The organism is Pseudoduganella sp. HUAS MS19 (assembly GCF_053615455.1).
In genome coordinates this window covers 2803839-2823626 of sequence record NZ_CM132133.1, presented here as the reverse complement: position 1 = coordinate 2823626, position 19788 = coordinate 2803839, and the positions used below count along the sequence as shown (strand labels likewise).

Genomic DNA, 19788 nt, shown 5'->3' with positions numbered 1-19788 from the left:
TCCGGCTTTTTTTCGTCCTGCCCTCAGTGCGCTCTGGCCAGCGCTGTGGCCAGCTGGTTGGACAAAGCCTCCGAGCGCACGATCGCCAGGTGGTCGGCATCGATGCGGTGTTCCACCGCATGCCGTCCGCTGCGCAGCCGTAGCCAGGTAGCGAAACGCTCCTGTTCTTCCGGCGCCCGGCCGGCCGACCACCAGACTTCCACCGGCGCGGCCAGCACCGGTAGCTCGCACGGCTCGCCTGCTGCGGCCTGCAGCGCCCGCGCCGTGAAGAACATCTCGACCAGCTCGGCGTCGTCCAGCGCCGCGTACTCGTGCAGGTCCGCGGGCGGAACAGCGCTGCGCACGCGCCCGACCAGGCTCGCGAGCCGCGCCGGGTCGCCGCTGATGCCGGCGAGCTGGGCGCCCAGTTCCGTATCCTCCAGCAGCCGCTGGTGGACATGGCGCGGCATCAGGATCGCAAAGAAGCGCTCCAGCTGCTGGCGCAGCGTTACCGGCCCGGTATCATTCGCGCCGGGCGCGAACGGCTCGATGGCGGCGACCAGGGCCACCTCCCGCCCCAGCTCTTCCAGCCGGGCGGCCACCAGCGGCGCCAGCGTGCCGCCCAGCGACCAGCCGGCCAGCAGGCATGGCCCGTCCGGTTGCTGCGCCATGATGGTGGCGGCATGGCGCCGCGCCAGTGCCGTCAAGCCGCCACCCACGTCGCGCCGGGTTACCGGCAGGCCGATGCAATGGCGCTGGCCGGCCAGCGCCTGGGCCAGCGTGGCGTAGTCGAGCACACTGCCCCAGCCATCGTGCAGGATGAATAAAGGCGGCTGGCCCTCGCGCGCGGCGTTCAGCGCGATCGCCGGCGCGCCGGCACCGCGCCGGCCGCAGCAGCCGGCGATCGTCGGCGCCGCGAACAGCTCGCGCAGCCCGGGCCCCGCTACACCCGGGTGCTCGCGCATGCGCTGGACCAGCTTGAGCGCCAGCAGAGAATGGCCGCCCAGCTCAAAGAAGTTGTCGTGCCGGCCCACGCGCGGCACGCCCAGCACTTCGGCCCAGAGCACGGCCAGCGCTTCCTCCTGCGGACCTTGCGGCGGCTCGTAATCGCGCTCGGGCAGGAAGGCCGGTTCCGGCAGCGCTTTCCGGTCCACCTTGCCGTTGGCATTGAGCGGCAGTGACGGCAGAGCCATGATCAGGCCCGGCACCATATAGTCGGGCAGTGCCCTGCCCAGCTTCCCGCGCAGGACGGCCGGGTCGGCGGCTTGGCCAGCCTTGGCCGATACATAGGCCACCAGGCGCGTGCCGGCCGGGCTGTCCCGTGCTACGACCACCGCCTCGCGCAGTTCCGGCTGCGCCAGCAGGGCCGCCTCGACCTCGCCCAGCTCGATGCGCAGGCCGCGGATCTTGACCTGGTGGTCGATCCGCCCCAGGTATTCGATCTGGCCTTCGGCGTTCCAGCGCACCAGGTCGCCCGTGCGGTACAGGCGGCCGCCCCGCGCACCAAACGGATCGGCCACGAAGCGCTCGGCCGTCAGGCCGGCGCGGCCCAGGTAGCCGCGCCCCAGCAGGTCGCCGCCGATATACAGTTCGCCCGCCACCCCGCGCGGCACCAGGCCCAGCGACTCGTCCAGCACATAGGCGGTGGTCTCGGCGATCGGCCGCCCGATCGGCACCAGGGCCTGCCCATCGTCGCGGCAGGTCCACTGCGTGACGTGGATCGTGGTTTCGGTCGGTCCGTACAGGTTCTGCAGGCTGACGCCGGCCAGCCGGCGCAGCGCCTCGGCCTGCGTCGCTGCCGGCATCGCCTCGCCGCCGCAGATGACGTAACGCAGGCGCGTCTCGTTTTCAATGCCCTCGTGCGCCAGGAAAGCCTGCAGCATGGCGGGCACGAAGTTCAGCGTCGTCACCTGGTGGCGGCGGATCAGCGCCGTGATCCGCTCGGGATCGCGCTGGTCGCCGGGTGCCGCAACCACCAGGCGCACGCCCGCCGTCAGCGGCCAGAAGATTTCCCATGCCGAGACGTCGAAGCCGAACGGCGCCTTGTGCAGCACCGTGTCGGCCGGCGTCAGGCCGTAGGTGCGCTGCATCCATGTCATGCAGCTGGCCAGTGAGCGGTGCCGGATTGTCGCGCCCTTGGGACGGCCGGTCGAACCCGAGGTGTAGATCACATAGGCCAGGTTCTCGTCGTGCACGGCTACTTCGGGATCGTGCGCAGGCTCACTATCGAGCTCCACTGCCAGCCCGGGTTCCAGTTCCAGCACCGGCACCGCGATCGTATCCGGCAGGCGCCCACGCACCCGGCGTTGAGTCAGCAGCAACCCGACGCCGCTATCGTCGATCATGTAAGCCAGCCGCTCGGCCGGGTACTCCAGGTCCAGCGGCACGTATGCCCCGCCCGCCTTCAGGATCGCCAGCATGGCCACCACCATTTCGACCGAGCGCTCGATCGCGATCGCCACCTTGTCCTCGGGCTTGACGCCGAGGCGGATCAGGCGGTGCGCCAGCCGGTTAGCGCGCCTGTTCAGCTCAGCATAGCTCAGCGCCTCTTCGCCGAACACCAGCGCGGGCGCGCCTGGATGCTCGCGCGTCTTCTGCTCGAACAGGCGGTGAACCGGCTGCAGCCAGGCGTAGCGGTCCGCATTCACGCCCCAGGCAGCCAGCTGGCCCCGCTCCCGTTCATCGAGAAGCGCGACGTCGCCCAGCGCCTGTTGCGGGCGTTCGGACAAGGCTTGCAGCAGTGCGATCATGTGGCTCGCCATGCGTTCGATGGTGGCCCCTTCGAACAGTTCGGCGGCATAGTTGAATGCCACGCGTACCTCGCCTTCCGCCGTTTCGCTGCTGTCGATCGCCAGTTCAAATTGCGCGCCCAGTTGCCCGAGCGGGTACTCCGCCAGCTCCAGCCCCGGCAACTGGCGCCGCCCACGCCCCTCCTGGCCCTGGTGGTTGTACATCACCTGGAACAGGGGATTGGCGTCCAGGTTGCGCTCCGGTTGCAAGGCCTCGACCAGTTGTTCGAACGGCAGGTCCTGGTGGTCCTGGGCGCCCAGCACGGCTTCGCGCGCCTGGCGCAGGATCCGGTCCAGCCCCATGCGGGGCCCGAGCACATTGCGCATAACCTGCGTATTGACGAAAAAGCCGACCACTCCGGCGGTCTCGCCCCGATGACGGTTTGCGGTAGGGACGCCGACGCGGATGTCGTCCTGCCCCGTATGGCGGGACAGCAGCCCCTGGACCGCCGCCAGCAGCACCATGAACAAGGTCGCACCCTCCGCCTTGGCACGCGCCTGCATCGCCCGCACCAGGGGCGCGGGCAGCTCAATTTCGTGGCGTGCGGCCGTGTATCGCCCGTCAGGACGGCGCGGATGGTCCGCCGGCAGCTGGAGCACCGGGTGCCTGTCGCCCAGTTGCGTTTTCCAGTAGGCCAGCTGGCGCTCCCTTTCGCCCGCTTCAAGCCAGTTGCGCTGCCAGATGGCGTAGTCCGCGTACTGTATCGGCAAGGCCGCCAGCTCCGTCGGCATTCCCTGCGCGCGCGCCCTGTACTCCGCCACGAACTCGTCGACGATCACCTGCATCGACCAGCCGTCGGAAACGATGTGGTGCATCACGACCACCAGCACATGCGCATCGTCCGCCTCGCGCAGCAGACCCACCCGCAACAGCGGGCCTTGTTCCAGGTCGAACGGCGTCCGCTGCAGCCGCTGCGCTTCCGCGCGTACCCGCTCCGCACGTTCCGCAGCCGCCACGGCGCCCAGGTCGATCTCCTCGACAGGCACCCCGTCCGGCATGCCGATCACCTGTTCGGCATGGCCGTCCGGGGTGGCGCGGAATACGGTGCGCAGCGATTCGTGGCGCGCCACAAGGGCCGCGAAACTCTCCTTCAGGGCCACGGTGTCCAGCGCGCCGGCCAGGCGCAGCGCCCCGCTGATGTGGTACGCGGTCCCCTCCGGGTCCAGCTGCCAGAGGAACCACTGGCGCAGCTGGGCATAAGACAGCGCCGCCCTGCCATCGCGCCGGGCCGGGACGATCGGCAACTTGCCGAAATCGATCCCCTGCGCTTTCAGGGCGCCGAGGAAGATGCTTTGTTTCTCTCGCGGCAGACCGGCCACACGCAGGGCGATCTCGCGTTCATTGATTCCCATTCAATACTCCAATTGTTCCAGAAGAGAGGCCATCTGTTCGAGGTCGCTGGCGCGCGAAGCGCCGCCGCCGGCCTCGGCCAGGCGTTGCGCCAGTGCCGCCACGCTGGGATTCTCGAAATAGCTGCGCAAAGGCAGGCGGGCCGCAAACTGCTGCTGCACGGCGCCCTGCAGGCGCAGGGCCAGGATGGAATGCCCGCCCAGCTCGAAGAAGTTGTCGTTCCTGCCTACGCGCTCCACGCCCAGCACCTCGGCCCAGATCGCCGCCAGCGCCGCTTCCATCTCGCCTTGCGGCGCCTCGTATGCCTTGCCGGCTGCCGCTTCCGGCGCCGGCAAGGCCTTGCGGTCCACCTTGCCGTTGGCGTTGAGCGGCAGCCGCTCCAGCACCATCACCACACCCGGCACCATGTAGTCGGCCAGGGTCCGGCCCAGGCGTGCGCGCAGCGCCGCCGTGTCGATGGCCTGGCCGGCATGCGCCGCCACGTACGCTACCAGGCGCGCACCGCCGGCGCCTTGCTGCGCCACCACTACCGCCTCGCGCACTTCCGGCTGTGCCAGCAGCGCCGCCTCGATCTCACCGAGCTCGATGCGCAGGCCGCGGATCTTCACCTGGTGATCCAGCCGTCCCAGGTACTCCAGTTGCCCGGCCCCGTTCCAGCGCACCAGGTCACCGGTCCGGTACAGGCGGCCGCCGGCCGCATCGAACGGATCGGCCACGAAGCGCTCGGCCGTCAAGCCGGCACGCCCCAGGTAACCGCGCGCCAGGCCGATGCCGCCCAGGTACAGCTCTCCGGCCACCCCGGCCGGCGCCAGGTTCAGCCCCGCGTCCAGCACCAGCGTGCGGATGCCGCTGATCGGCTGCCCGATCGGCACCTGGCTGCGCCCATCGTCGCGGCAGCGCCAGTGCGTCACGTCGATCGCCGCTTCGGTCGGCCCGTACAGGTTGTACAGGCGGGCCTGCGGCAGGCGCGCGAACACGCCTTGCTGCGCTTCCGCCGGCAGCGCCTCGCCGCTGCAGACGATGCGCCGCACGCCGCTGCACGCTTCGATACCGGCGTGCGCCAGGAAGGCTTGCAGCATCGAGGGCACGAAGTGCAGCGTGGTGACACCGTGCCGCACGATCAGCTCGACCAGGCGCGCCGGGTCGCGGTGTTCGCCCGGCCCGGCCATGGCCAGGCGCGCGCCCACCATCAGCGGCCAGAAGAACTCCCATACCGAAACGTCGAAGCTGAACGGCGTCTTCTGCAGCACCGTGTCGCTGCCGTCCAGGCAGTAGGCGTCCTGCATCCAGACCAGGCGGTTGTACAAGGCGCAGTGGCGGTTGGCCGCGCCCTTGGGCCGGCCGGTGGAGCCCGAGGTGTAGATCACATAGGCCAGATGCTCGCCGTGCAGCGCCACTTGCGGGTCGTGCGCCGGCTCGCCGTCCAGGGCCAGGCCGTCCAGCTCCAGCACTGGCAGCGCGCCGGCAGGCGGCAGGCGACCGCGCAGCGCGCCATGCGTCAGCAGCAGCGCGATGCCGCTGTCCTCCACCATATAGGCCAAGCGTTCGGACGGATAGTCGGGGTCGAGCGGCACATAGGCGCCGCCGGCCTTGAGCACCGCCAGCAGGGCCACCACCATGTCCACCGAGCGCTCGAGCGCGATGCCGACCCGGGTTTCCGGCTGGACGCCCAGCCGCAGCAGGTGGTGCGCCAGGCGGTTGGCGCGCACATTGAGTTCGGCGTAGCTGAGCGTCTCATCGCCGCACAGCAGCGCGATCGCCTGCGGCTGCAAGCGCACCTGCTGCTCGAACAGGCGCTGCACCGGCTGCGTCTCCGGCCAGGCCGGGCCGCCCTCGCCCCAGCGCGCCAGCAGCTCGGTATCGGCCGGCGGCAGCATGGCGACATCGGCCAGGCAGCGCTGCGGCGACTCGGACAGGCCAAACAGCAGGGCGCGCATCTGGGCAGCCAGCTCCTGCACCTGGCCGGCGGAGAAGCATTGTCCGGGGAAGCCATAGCTGATGGCCAGCTCCTGCCCCAGGTTGACCAGCACCGTCATCGGATAGCTGGTGTCGTCGCGCACGTCGGCCAACGTGACACGCAGGCCGGGTTGGCGCAAGGCTTCATCCACCGGGTAGTTCTCGAACACGAGGATGCTGTCGAACAGCGCCTGCCCCCTGGTGCCGGCATAACGCTGGATCTCGTACAGCGGCGTATGCTCGAATTCGCGCGAAGCGATGTTCTGCGCCTGCAGCGCGCGCAGCCAATCGCCGACCCGGTGGTGCGGATCAGGCTTTGCCAGCACGGGCAAGGTATTGATGAAGAGGCCCAGCACTTCATCGGCACCCGGCAGTTCCGCCGGCCGGCCAGCCGTGGTCGCGCCGAAGCACACGCTGCCTTGCCCGCCTTGTCCCACCATGCGTTGCAGCAGCAGCGCCCAGGCGGCCTGCACCAGGGTATTCAGCGTCACGCGCTGGGCGCGCGCGAACTGCGCCAGCCGTTCCGTCTCGGCAGGCCCGAAGGCCTGGACGTGCTCGTGGTGGCCGCTGCCGCCGTCAGGGGCCTTGACCAGCGCCGCCAGCAGCGTCGGTCCTTCCACGTCCGCCAGCAGTGTGCGCCAGTAGTGCTCCGCCGCCGCGCCGTCGCGCTGCTGCAGCCAGCCGATGTAGTCGCGATAGCGCGCACGCGGGAGCGCCGGCGCCTGCCCCGCATAGCGGGCCATGATCTCGGCCATCAGGCGCGCCGAGCTCCAGCCGTCCAGCAGCAAGTGGTGGCGCGTCCAGACCAGGTGGTGGCGCCCGCCGCCGCAATCGACCAGCACCAGGCGCATCAGCGGCGGCGTTGCCAGGTCGAAGCCGCGCGCACGTTCGGCCAGGGCCAGGGCGTCGAGCGCGGCATCCTGGTCGGGGCGTGCGGACCAGTCATGCTCGGCCAGCGGCAATTGCACCGCACGCGCCACCCATTGCAAAGGATAGTCGCCCTGGATGAAGGCGGTGCGCAGCACGTCGTGGCTCGCCATGGTGGCTTGCCACGCAGCCTTGAAGCGGGCGCTGTCCAGGTCTTCGAATTCCAGCCGCAGCTGGTTGATATAGGCCGTCCCTTCCGGCTCGAGGACGCTGTGGAACAGCATGCCCGCCTGCATCGGCGACAGCGGATAGAGGTCGCCCAGCTGGTCCCATGGCAGGGACAGGCCGTCCAGTCTCTCCTGGCTGAGCCGGGCCAGGGGGAAGTCCGACGGTGTCGCACCGCGCGCGCCGCCCAGGCAATGCGCCACCAGCCCTTCGAGTTCCGTCATGAAGCGATCGGCGAGCGCCTGCACCGTGACCGCGTCGTGCACGGCGGCGCTGTAGGTCCAGCGCAGGCGCAGCTGGCCGCGGAACACGTCGGCATCGATGCCCAGCCAGGTACGGCGCCGGCTGCCAGGCGCGCGCTCCTGGCCGGCGCTCTCGCGCGCCAGGCGCCACACCGACCCCGGCTCGAAGCTCTGGTCAAGCTGGCCGAGATAGTTGAAGGTCACTTGCGGATAGGCACCTTCAGCCAATGCCCTGCCCTGCGTTGAAAGATAACGCAGTACGCCGTAGCCAAGCCCCTTGTGGGGCACGTGCCGCAATTGTTCCTTGACCGCCTTCAGGCTGTCGCCTTGTGCCGCATCGCCCGGCGCCAGGCGCACCGGGTACAGGCTGGTAAACCAGCCGACCGAGCGGCTCAGGTCGATGCCTTGGAACAGGTGCTCTTCGCGTCCATGTCCTTCCAGCTCCACCAGCACACTCTCGCGTCCATCCCAGGCGCACAGGGTGCGTGCGAGCGCCGCCAGCAAGACTTCATCGATGCGCGTGCGGTATGCCTGGGGCACCTCCGCCAGCAACTGCTCGGTGCGCAGCTCGTCGAAGGCGGTGACGATCGTGCGTGCATCCGCCACCGTGTTGCTGCCATGGGCATTGCCGGGCAAGGAAGGTTCGGCACGCCCGACCATCGCCTGCCAATAAGGGAATTCGGATTGCAGCGCCGCGCCGCCGGCGTGGCGGAGGAGTGCCGCCGACCAGTCGCGCAAGGAACTGGTGGCGCCGGGCAGGTTGGGCGAACGCCCTCCGCACAACTGGCGGTAGGCGCTTTGCAGATCCTCGAGAATCACGCGCCACGACACGCCGTCGACCACCAGATGGTGCGCGGCAAGCAGCAGCCGGCCGGGACGTCCCATGCCCAGTTCCATCCAGACCGCCTTGAAAGGCTGTTCCAGTGTGAGGCTGCGCTGGGCGCGGTCGGCAGAGGCGGTAATGGCCGCCGCCGCGTCGCGCTCCGCGCCCAGGTCAACGCTCTCGAAGACCGGCTGGCCGTGCGCCTGGCTTGACAGCGACCATCGGCCATCGCCACCGCGCACGCAGCGCAGGCGCAAGGCTTCGTGCTGCGCCACCACCGCCTCGACGGCCCGCTGTACGTGCAGGGGCTCGACGGCTTCGGTGGCGGCCAGCATCAGCGACTGGTTCCAATGGTGGCTGTCGGTGAATTCCTGATCGAAGAACCATGCCTGTGCCGGCAACGGCGCGAACGCGCCTGCATCGACGGCTGCGGCCGGCATGGCAGACGGCTTGCCGGACAACGGCAACGATTCCAGCGTGGTGACCGCCGCCAGCGCCGCCACGCTCTGGCGCTCCATCAGCTGTTTCGGCGTGAAGCGCAGGCCGCGCTTGCGCGCCCGGGCGATGATCTGCAGGGTCAGGATGGAGTCGCCGCCCAGCTCGAAGAAATTGTCATGGCGGCCGACGCGCTCGCAGCGCAGCACCTGGGCCCAGATCTCCGCCAGGGCCTGTTCCACCTCGCCTTGCGGGGCCAGGTAGCCCGATTCGGCGCGCGCCGTCGGCTCCGGCAAGGCCTTGCGGTCGATCTTGCCGTTGGCAGTCAGCGGCAAGGCATCCAGCTGCATCAGCGCGGCCGGCACCATATAGTCCGGCAGCCCGCCAGCCAGCGCTTCGCGTAAGGCCGCCATATCGAGGCGCTCGCCGCTAGCGGCCACCACGTAGCCGTGCAGCTGGTTGTTCCCTTGTTCATCCTCGCGGGCAATGACTTCCGCCGCCGCCACGCCGGGCTGCGCCTGCAGCACCTGGGCGATCTCGCGCAACTCGACCCGGTAGCCGCGCACTTTAACCTGGTCGTCCATGCGTCCCAGGAATTCCAGGCTGCCGTCGGCCAGCAGGCGCACGCGGTCCCCCGTACGGTAGAGCCGCTCGCCTGCCACGAACGGACTGGCGACGAAGCGCTCCGCCGTCTGCGCGGCGCGCCCTTGGTAGCCGCGCGCCACGCCAGCCCCGCCCAGGTAAAGTTCGCCCGCCACGCCAGCCAGCACCGGATTGAGTCCGGCGTCGAGCACATAGGCCCGGCTGTTGGCCAGCGGCTGCCCGACCGGCAAGGTGGCGGCGTCGCGCCGCGCTCCGCTTGCTTCTTGTGTCAGGATGCCCACCGTGGTTTCGGTCGGACCGTAGTGGTTAAGTACCCGGCAGCCGGGTTTCAGTTGCGCGATCCGGTCCAGCAACGGCCAACGTGTCGCCTCGCCCCCAACCACCAGCCGGCATGCGGGCAGCACGTCCGCCGGGTTGGCCGCGTTGAGCAAAGCTTGCAAGTGGCTCGGCACGATCTTGAGGACGTCCACATGGTGCCGTTTCATGGTTTCTGCGAAGGCGTCCGGATCGAATACACGCTCGGGCGGGATCAGGTGCAGGGTACGGCCGCTGCACAGGGCGCCGAAGAAGCTGGTATGGCCCAGGTCGGCGGCAACGGTGGAGACCATCGCCACCGCGCTGGCTTCCGGCGGCAGGTCCGCCCGATCCAGCACCGCCTGCACATAGTTGGCCAGAGCGCCGCGGTTGACGACCACACCCTTGGGACGGCCAGTGGAGCCCGAGGTGTAGATCACGTATGCCGCCTGCGCCGGATGCGGCGCAGGGCGCGCCGCCGCCTGCCGCTCCGGCAGCGGACCAAAAGCCAGCGCCAGTTGCGGAACCGCTACCTGCCAGGCGGGCGCCTGCTCGGCGAGCAGGATCTCCACGCCGCTGTCGTGCGCCTGGTAAGCGAGGCGCTCCGCCGGCAGCTGCGGGTCGAGCGGCACATACGCGGCACCTGCCTTGAGCGCGGCCAGCACACCGAGCACGAACTCGCAGGTGCGCCCGGCATGGATGCCGATCCTGGACTCAGGCCCGGCGCCCTGCCTGCGCAGTTCCGCCGCCAGCCGGTCGGCATGGGCATCGACTTCGGCATAGCTGTACACGGCGTGCTCGCAGCGCACCGCACTACGCTGCGGGAAGCGGCGCACCGCCTCATCCCACAGGTCCATCACGTCCGCATGCGGGTAGCCGCGCTGCGCACCTTCCAGCCTGGCGTCCTGCTCGCCCGCATCCGCTGCAGCCAGCTCGGCCCGGGGAGACGTTACCGCAAACCCGGCAAGGCTGCTGAAGATGCGCGCGAACCGCGCGATGGCCGCCTCATCGAACAGATCTTTCGAATAGACCAGCACCGCTTCGATCCCGCCCTCCTTGTCCACGAAATCGAGGCTGAGGTCGAAGTGCGCGTCGCCACCCGAACGGCGTTCGATGCCGATTGTCAGGCCGGGCAGTTGCCAGCTGGCGGGGATGTCATCCTGCTGCGTGCACTTCGCCTGAAACAAGGGATGCACGCCGGCCTGACGCTCGGGCTGCAGGGCCTCGACCAGTAAATCGAACGGCAGGTCCGGGTGCGCGTGCGCTTCCAGCACGGTTTCGCGCACCGCGCCAAGCAGCCCGGCAAAGCTGCCGGACAAGTCGACCTGTGTCCGCAGGACCACCACGTTGGTCAGGTAGGCGGCCAGGCCGCGCGTCTCGGCGCGCTGGCGGTTCGCCACCGGGGCGCCGACTCGCACATCGGCCTGTCCGCTCAAACGGCACAGCATCAGTTTGAACAGGGACAGCATCACCATGAACACCGAAGCGCCATGCTCGCGCGCCAGCTGCCGCAGTCCATCGCTCAGCCCGGGCTCCAGGCGGAAGGCATGCTGGCCCTCCGTCCCGCCGTCCAGGTTGCCGCGGGGATGTGTGAAGGGCAGCTCCAGCGGCGGGTGTTCGAGCCCGAGGCGCGCCTGCCAGTAGGCGAGCTGGTTTTCCTTCTCGCCCGCCTCGAACCAGTTGCGCTGCCAGGCCGCGTAGTCGGCAAACTGGATCGGCAGCGGCGCCAATCCGTCTGGGCGCATGCCGCATTCGTACTGGTAGAGGTGGAGCAGTTCTTCGACCAGGATGCGCACCGAGACGCCGTCGCCCGCGATGTGGTGCAGCACGATGCCAAGCACGTTCTCGTCATCGGCGAGCTGCCAAAGCGTGGCCCGCACCGGCGCTTCTTCATCGAGTTTGAACGGGGCGCGCACGAAAGCCTCCTGCTGCCGGAGCAACTCCGCATTGCGTTCCGCAGCAGGCAGTCCGCGCAGGTCGGTGATCCCAGCCTGGACCACACCGGCCGGCAGGATGCGCTGAAGGGGCTCGCCACCGCTGCCGGTTTTGAACACGGTGCGCAGCGTTTCGTGGCGCTCGGCCAGCAAGTTCAACGCCTTCATCAAAGCGCCACAATCGAGCCTGCCGCCGAACCGCAGCATGCCCGGCATATTGTAGGCGGGGCTGGCGGGGTCCAGTTGCCACGTCAGCCACAGGCCGCGCTGGGCATAAGAGATCGGAAGCTCGCCGCTCCTGTCCGCCTGTACGATGGGAAGCTCGGCAAAGCTCAGGCCGGCCTCCCGCATCTTTGCCAGGAAACCGCGCCGCGCTTCCGGGCTCAGGGCCGCGAACCGGCGGGCAAGGTTCTGATCGTTGCGTTCCATCTTTTACACCTCGAATTCGTTCATCAAAAAGTCCATCTGTGCCAGGCGGACGGCGCGCGAGCCGCTGCCCTGCCATCGTTCCGCCGGCAGCCGCGCCGCAAGGGCCGCAAGCGTGGCAGCTTCAAAGAAGGTGCGCACCGGAACCTCGCAGGCGTGCCGGCTGGCCAGCAGCGCGCCCACCTGCACCGCCAGAAGCGAGTGCCCTCCAAGTTCGAAGAAGTTGTCGTGGCGGCCGACGCGCTCCACGCCCAGCACCTCGGCCCAGATCGCCGCCAGCGCCGCTTCCACCTCGCCTTGCGGCGCCTCGTATGCCTTGCCGGCTGCCGCTTCCGGCGCCGGCAAGGCCTTGCGGTCCACCTTGCCGTTGGCGTTGAGCGGCAGCCGCTCCAGCACCATCACCACACCCGGCACCATGTAGTCGGCAAGGGTCCGGCCCAGGCGTGCGCGCAGCGCCGCCGTGTCGATGGCCTGGCCCGCATGCGCCGCCACGTACGCCACCAGGCGCGCACCGCCGGCGCCTTGCTGCGCCACCACTACCGCCTCGCGCACTTCCGGCTGCGCCAGCAGCGCCGCCTCGATCTCACCGAGCTCGATGCGCAGGCCGCGGATCTTCACCTGGTGATCCAGCCGTCCCAGGTACTCCAGTTGCCCAGCCCCGTTCCAGCGCACCAGGTCGCCGGTCCGGTACAGGCGGCCGCCGGCCGCATCGAACGGATCGGCCACGAAGCGCTCGGCCGTCAAGCCGGCACGCCCCAGGTAACCGCGCGCCAGGCCGATGCCGCCCAGGTACAGCTCTCCGGCCACCCCGGCCGGCGCCAGGTTCAGCCCCGCATCCAGCACCAGCGTGCGGATGCCGCTGATCGGCTGCCCGATCGGCACCTGGCTGCGCCCATCGTCGCGGCAGCGCCAGTGCGTCACGTCGATCGCCGCTTCGGTCGGCCCGTACAGGTTGTACAGGCGGGCCTGCGGCAGGCGCGCGAACACACCTTGCTGCGCTTCCGCCGGCAGCGCCTCGCCGCTGCAGACGATGCGCCGCACGCCGCTGCACGCTTCGATACCGGCGTGCGCCAGGAAGGCTTGCAGCATCGAGGGCACGAAGTGCAGCGTGGTGACACCGTGCCGCACGATCAGCTCGACCAGGCGCGCCGGGTCGCGGTGTTCGCCCGGCCCGGCCATGGCCAGGCGCGCGCCCACCATCAGCGGCCAGAAGAACTCCCATACCGAAACGTCGAAGCTGAACGGCGTCTTCTGCAGCACCGTGTCGCTGCCGTCCAGGCGGTAGGCGTCCTGCATCCAGGCCAGGCGGTTGTACAAGGCGCAGTGGCGGTTGGCCGCGCCCTTGGGCCGGCCGGTGGAGCCCGAGGTGTAGATCACATAGGCCAGATGCTCGCCGTGCAGCGCCACCTGCGGGTCGTGCGCCGGCTCGCCGTCCAGGGCCAGGCCGTCCAGCTCCAGCACCGGCAGCGCGCCGGCAGGCGGCAGGCGGCCGCGCAGCGCGCCATGCGTCAGCAGCAGCGCGATGCCGCTGTCCTCCACCATATAGGCCAGGCGTTCGGCCGGATAGTCGGGGTCGAGCGGCACATAGGCGCCGCCGGCCTTGAGCACCGCCAGCAGGGCCACCACCATGTCCACCGAGCGCTCGAGCGCGATGCCGACCCGGGTTTCCGGCTGGACGCCCAGCCGCAGCAGGTGGTGCGCCAGGCGGTTGGCGCGGGCATTGAGTTCGGCGTAGCTGAGCGTCTCATCGCCGCACAGCAGCGCAGGCGCCTGCGGCTGCAAGCGCACCTGTTGCTCGAACAGGCGCTGCACCGGCTGCGTCTCCGGCCAGGCCGGGCCGCCCTCGCCCCAGCGCGCCAGCAGCGCCGACTCTTCCCGGTCCAGCAGAACGGCTTCGCCCACCGCCAGCTGCGGTTGCGCCGCCAGCGCCTGCAACAGCGCCAGGTAGTGGCCGGCCATGCGCGCGATAGTCGCGGGCTCGAACAGTTCGGCCGCATAGCGGAAGGCGGCTTCCACCTGGCCGCCGGCATGCTCGCACGTTTCCAGCGTCAATTCGAATTGCGCATTCGGCGCGTCGAAATCGAGTCGCTGGACCGCAAGGCCGGGCCACTCCTGCAATGAGCGATCGTCGCGGCGCAGGTGGTTGAACATCACCTGGAACAGCGGCGTATGCGAAAGGCTGCGCGCCGGCTGCAGGATTTCGACCAGGCGCTCGAACGGCAGGTCCTGGTGCGCCTGGGCGCCCAGGGCAGTATCGCGGGCGCGCAAGAGCAGCGTCTCCAGCGTATCGCCAGTATCGACCTGCGCACGCAACACCTGGGTATTGACAAAGAACCCCGCCACCCCCGCGGTTTCGGCGCGGTTGCGGTTTGCGACCGGCACGCCGACGCGGATCTCCGCCATACCCGTATGGCGGAACAGGACGGCCTGGAAAGCCGTGAGCAAGGCCATGAACAGGGTGCAGCCCCGGTCCTGTGCGGCCTGGCGTAGCGCGGCGACCAGTTGCGGATCGATCGCGATGGTGTGGGTCGCCGCGGAATAGACACCGTCGGCCTTGCGCGGCCGGTCGGTGGCGAGGGCCAGGACCGGCGAGTCCTCGCCCAGTTGCGCCTTCCACCAATCGCCCTGCCGTTCCCCTTCCGCGCCGGCCAGCCATGCACGCTGCCAGGCGGCGTAATCGGCGTACTCGATCGGCAAGGCGGCCAATTGTGCCGGCTGGCCCTGCACACGGGCGCGGTAAAGAGCCGCCAGTTCATCGAGGATGATATGGGTCGAATGCGCGTCGGAGACGATGTGGTGCATCACAACGATCAGTCGATGCTCACGTTCGCCGCTGCGCAGCAGGGCCGCGCGCATCATCGGGCCGGTTGCGAGGTCGAATGGCGCGGCGCACAAGCGCTGCACTTCCGCCGCGATGCGTCCCGGGTCCGCGCCGGCCCGGCCTTCGGCCAGGTCGACGCAGGGCAAAGGCACTTCCACCGCAGGCATGGCCAGTTGCTCCACGCCTCCCACGCCGGTCTCGCGGAACACGGTGCGCAATGTTGCGTGACGCTGTACCAGCGCAGCCAGGCTTTCCTGCAGCGCGGCCGTGTCGAGCACGCCATCAAAGCGCAGCCCGCCGCTCAGGTGATAGGCGGCGCTGGCCGGATCGAGCTTCCAGAGGAACCACATGCGCTGCTGGGAGAACGACAGTGGCGCCGCGCCTTCCTGCTGGCGGCGCGGAATGCCTTGCCGCTCGGCCCCGGGCGTTCCAGTGCCAGCGCCGCGCAAGCGTTGCGCCAGCCTGGCCTGCTGCTCGGGACTCAGCCGGGCGCGCCGTTCGGCAATTTGATGGATATCGGACATGAAGACCTCTTATTGGTTTGCAGCCATGCCAGGCGTGGCGCCGGCATCGCTTTCTGCGTTTTCGATTTCTTCCAGCAGCCGGTCTTCGACCAGCAAAGCCAGGGCGGCCACCGTCGGCGTCTCGAATAGGCCGGCGGGATGAAGCGTGACGCCGTAAGCCTGGCGCACCCTGGCCAGCAGCTGGATGGCGAGCAGCGAATCGCCGCCAAGTTCAAACAGGTTGTCGGCAGCGCCGATGGGCGAAATCCCGAGCATCTCGCTCCAGATTGCGGCAAGGTCGTGCTCGATCCCTTCGGCCGGCGCCACGAAAGGCGTGCGCAATGCCGGGCGGGGATGACCTGCGCGCCTTGGCGTGGCTTCCGGCAGCACCTGCCCGGCCATTTCGATGGACTGCAGTTGCGCCATGCGCTGGCCGATGTCGAGCGTCGAGACCAGCACCTGGCAGGCGTCGCGGATGGACAGCAGCCGTTCCAGCAGTTCGCCTGCCAGGGCCGCCGGAATGCCCACTCCGTCCGGCAAGGACTGCCCTGCCGCCATGCCCAACGAGCGCCAGGTATCCCAGTTGACGGACTGCACGGGCCAGCGGCCTTGCCGCGAAGCTTCCGCCGCAATGGCATCGAGGATGCAATTGGCCGCGCAATAGTCGGCCTGGCCGAAGCCGCCCGTGATGGCGGTGAGCGAGGAGCACAGCAGGACGAAGTCCAGCGCTTCCCCTTCGCAAGCGCGCAGCAGGTTCCGCGTACCCTGGACCTTCGGCGCCAGCACCTGTTCCATCGCCCCCCGCTCCCGTTGCGCGATCATGCCACCGCCCGCCATGCCAGCAGCATGGATCACGCCGTGCAGGGCGCCGAAACGCTGGCGCGCCGCGGCGACCGCCGCTTGCAATTGCCCGGCATCGGTTACATCCGCCTGCAATACGAGCACCTCGGCGCCGGCGGCCTCCAGTCCCGCCAGCGCCGCCGGGCACCCGGCCACGGGGCTGCGCCCCAGCAGCACCAGCTTGGCCTGCCATGCGCGAGCCAGGTATTCCGCCAGCGCGAGCCCGACGCCGCCAAGGCCACCGGTCACCAGGTAGACGCCCTGCTTGCGCAGTTGTCCCCCGGCCCGGGTGTCGCGGCGCGACGCATAATCCTTGACCCAGCGGTGTAAGCCACGGTAGGCGACCAGGGGCTCGCCATCCGGCGCGCCAAGTTCGGCCATGAGCTGGCGCACTACCTGGCCGCCGCCATCCACCGGCGCCAGGACGTCGAGCAGGCGGCATGCCAGCTGCGGATACTCCTGCCCAATCACCTTGCAGGCACCGTGAATGGCCGCCTTCTCCGCGCACAGCGGCTCGGTGCCCGTTACGTCTTCCACCTGGCTGGCGGCCACGGTGATGGCGAGCTTGCGTTCGGTCCCAAGCGCCTGGGCCAGGGCCAGCAGGCTGTAGAAGCCGTCTTCGAGCGCCGCCTGTGGCGCCGGCGCTGCGCCAGAGTGGAAGCTCCACAGGTGGCAGATCCCGCCGATGGTCCCGAAATCCGCCTCGACGCCGCGCAGCAGCGCTTCGAAGTCTGTACGCGCGCCGGCCCGCACCGTGTAGTGCCCAGCGCCGCGGCGGCTGAAAGCCTCGCCGCGCTCCACCAGGACCGCCTGCCGCTGCTGCGCATGGAACTGCGTCAGCAGCGCGTCGGCCAGCGGGCCCGCATCGCACAGCAGCAGGAAGCCACCGCGTGGTGCTTCGCCCGCCGCACCGCGCCGGTCCGGCAGCGGGCTGCGGCGCCAGGCCGGCACGTGGAACCAGTCCGCGACATCGCGGCGCTGCGCAACCGCCTTAGCTGCCGGAGCGTCGGGCGCGTCGACCCAGTAGGAGCGGCGCTCGAATGGATAGGCCGGCAACGGCACGCGCCGCCCCGGCACGGCCGGCCAGGATGGTGCCGCATCGACCTCGATGCCGGATGTCCAGAGTTCGGCCAGGCAGCGCTGCGGTTGCACCGCATTGCGCTCCGCCGCTTGCCCGGGATGGCATTGCGTGGACAGCACCGGCCGCGAGGCTGCACGCGGATGGCGGCGCGCCAGCGTAGCCAGGGTCTCCCCCGGCCCCACTTCCAGCAGCACGCGGTCGGCCTTGGCCAGCAGTTGTTCCAGGCCGCCGGCAAAGCGCACGGTGCCGCGCATATGGCGTACCCAGTAGCCGGGATCACAGGCTTCTGCATCGGTGATCCAGCGCCCGCTCACGTTCGAAACGAAAGGTATGCGCGGCGGCGACAGCTTGATGCGCGCCAGCAGTGCGGCGAATTCGTCCAGTACCGGCTCGACCGACGTCGAATGGAAAGCATGCGAGACATGAAGACTGCGCACGGCCACGCCGCGCTCGCGCAGGTCGCGCTCGGCCCGCGCCAGCGCCTCGGTGGAACCGGCCAGCACGCACAGTTCCGGCGCATTGACGGCAGCCAGGTCGCAGCCGGGATACGGGTGTGCCTGAAGCTGGTCCTCGGACAGGCCGGCCGCCAGCATGGCGCCGGGCGCGGTGCCCTGCAGCAGCCGGCCGCGCGCCGCCACCACGGCCAGTGCATCCTCGAGCGAGAACACGCCGGCCAGGCAGGCTGCAACGTATTCGCCGATGCTGTGGCCCAGCAGCGCATCCGGTTGCACGCCCTGCCGCAGCCACCACTGTGCCAGGGCATACTCGATCACGAACAGCGCGGGCTGCGTCAGCGCGGTCTGTGCCAGGCGCGCGCCGGCTTCGGCGTCCTCCACCGGGAACAGAACTGTACGCAGATCGAAACCCAGGTGCTGCTGCAATAGCGCGCAGCAGCGGTCCACCGTGCCGCGCACCGTTTCATCACGTTCGTACAGAGCTCGGGCCATGTCCACATGCTGGGCGCCTTGCCCTGGAAAGAGGAAGGCCACGGTCGGCCGCTCCGACAGCGCCCTTCCCTGCACCAAAGCGGCCGATGCGGCCTGCGTGAGCGCATCGAGTGCGCCCGCGCGGTCCCGCACCAGCGCGACTGCGCGGTGTGCGAAGCGCTGGCGCCCTTCGCGCAAGGTCTGCGCGACGTCGGCCATTGCCAGTTCCGGCTGACGTTCCAGCTGGCGCGCCAGGCGCGCGCGCATCTCTTGCAGGGCAGGTTCGCTGCGGGCGGACAGCTGCAGGGCATGCAGGCCATCATGTGCCGCTGCGGCGCTGCCCTGCATAGCACGGGCGGCAGGCGGCGCCTCCTCCAGCACCACGTGGACGTTGGTGCCGCCGATGCCGAACGAGCTGACTCCGGCACGGCGCGGGCCGTCAGCCGTCTCCCACGGCCGTGCAGCCGTGTTGACGAAGAAAGGACTGGCTGCGAAATCGATCTGCGGATTGGGTTGTTCGTAGTGCAGGCTCGGCGGCATGGTGCGGTGCGCCAACGCCAATACGGTCTTGATCAGGCCAGTGACGCCGGCTGCCGCATCCAGGTGGCCGATGTTGGTCTTCACCGAGCCGACGGCGCAGTAGCCCTTGCGCGCCGTGCCGGCGCGGAACGCCTGGGTCAGCGCGGCGATCTCGATCGGGTCGCCGAGGGTGGTGCCGGTGCCGTGCGCTTCCACGTAAGAGATGGAGCCGGCATCGACGCCGGCCATCTCCTGCGCGGCGCGGATCACGGCCGCCTGGCCGTTGATGCCCGGCGCGGTGAAACCGACCTTGTCGGCGCCATCGTTGTTCGCGGCGCTGCCTTTGATCACCGCATGGACCGTATCGCCATCCCGCAGCGCGTCCTCCAGCCGCTTCAGGACGACGATGCCGGCGCCGCTTCCGAGCAGCGTGCCCGCTGCCCTGGCATCGAACGCGCGGCAATGGCCGTCCGGCGAAAAGATCGCACCCGCCTGGTAGCGGTAGCCGCCGTTCTGCAGGAGGTTGAGCGAAACGCCGCCCGCCAGCGCCATGTCGCACTCATGATTGAGCAGGGCCTGGGATGCGGTATGCACCGCCATCAGCGAAGTCGAACAGGCCGTCTGCACCGTTACGGCAGGTCCGCGCAGGTTGAGTTTATAGGCCACGCGGGTGCACAGGGTATCGGCCAGGTTTCCGCTCATCAGGCCGAGCAGGTCTGCGATATTGCCGCCGTCTTCAAGCTGGTAATGCGGCAGCAGCTGGCGCATCAGGTAAAGGCTGGCGCCACTGCCGGCATAGACGCCCACCGTGCCCGGATAGCGTTGCGGCACGACGCCCGCGTGCTCCAGCGCCTCCCAAGCGCATTCCAGGAACAGGCGATGCTGGGGATCGAGCTGCTCGGCGTCGCGCGGCGTATAGCCGAAAAAGCCCGCATCGAACTTGTCGGCGCCATCGAACGGCACGCCGGCCTTCACATAGCCGGGGTCGTCCAGCAGGAATTGCGGCACGCCGCGTTCGCGCAGTTGCGCGTCGGTATAGCGAACGACCGATTCCACGCCGTCGCGAATATTGCTCCAGAAGGTTTCGATATCGGGGGCGCCGGGAAAGCGCCCAGCCATGCCGACGATGGCAATCTCGAGCCCCGTGGCGTCTTGCTGTTCGTACTGGTCCATC

The 19788-nt window shown here is 69.5% G+C and carries 4 protein-coding genes; all 4 read right to left on the bottom strand.

Features of this window, described 5'->3' with window-relative positions:
• Positions 1-23: 23 nt before the first annotated feature.
• Genes ACWBU6_RS12935 through ACWBU6_RS12920 form a run of 4 tightly spaced genes read right to left on the bottom strand, consistent with a single transcriptional unit; the run spans position 24 to position 19787 of the window.
• Positions 24-4121, bottom strand: a complete 4098-nt coding sequence (locus ACWBU6_RS12935; protein WP_452649179.1) for an amino acid adenylation domain-containing protein — start codon at positions 4119-4121, stop codon at positions 24-26.
• A complete protein-coding gene (locus tag ACWBU6_RS12930) occupies positions 4122-11927 on the bottom strand; it encodes an amino acid adenylation domain-containing protein (RefSeq protein WP_452649178.1) in 7806 nt (2601 codons plus the stop codon).
• A gap of 3 nt (positions 11928-11930) precedes the next feature.
• Entirely contained in the window at positions 11931-15269 is a 3339-nt protein-coding gene (locus ACWBU6_RS12925; protein ID WP_452649177.1) for an amino acid adenylation domain-containing protein, read from the bottom strand.
• 9 nt (positions 15270-15278) lie between these two features.
• The gene (locus ACWBU6_RS12920) at positions 15279-19787 is read right to left on the bottom strand and encodes an SDR family NAD(P)-dependent oxidoreductase (RefSeq protein WP_452649176.1); all 4509 of its coding nucleotides are present in this window, start codon (positions 19785-19787) and stop codon (positions 15279-15281) included.
• Between the last annotated feature and the right edge of the window lies 1 nt (position 19788).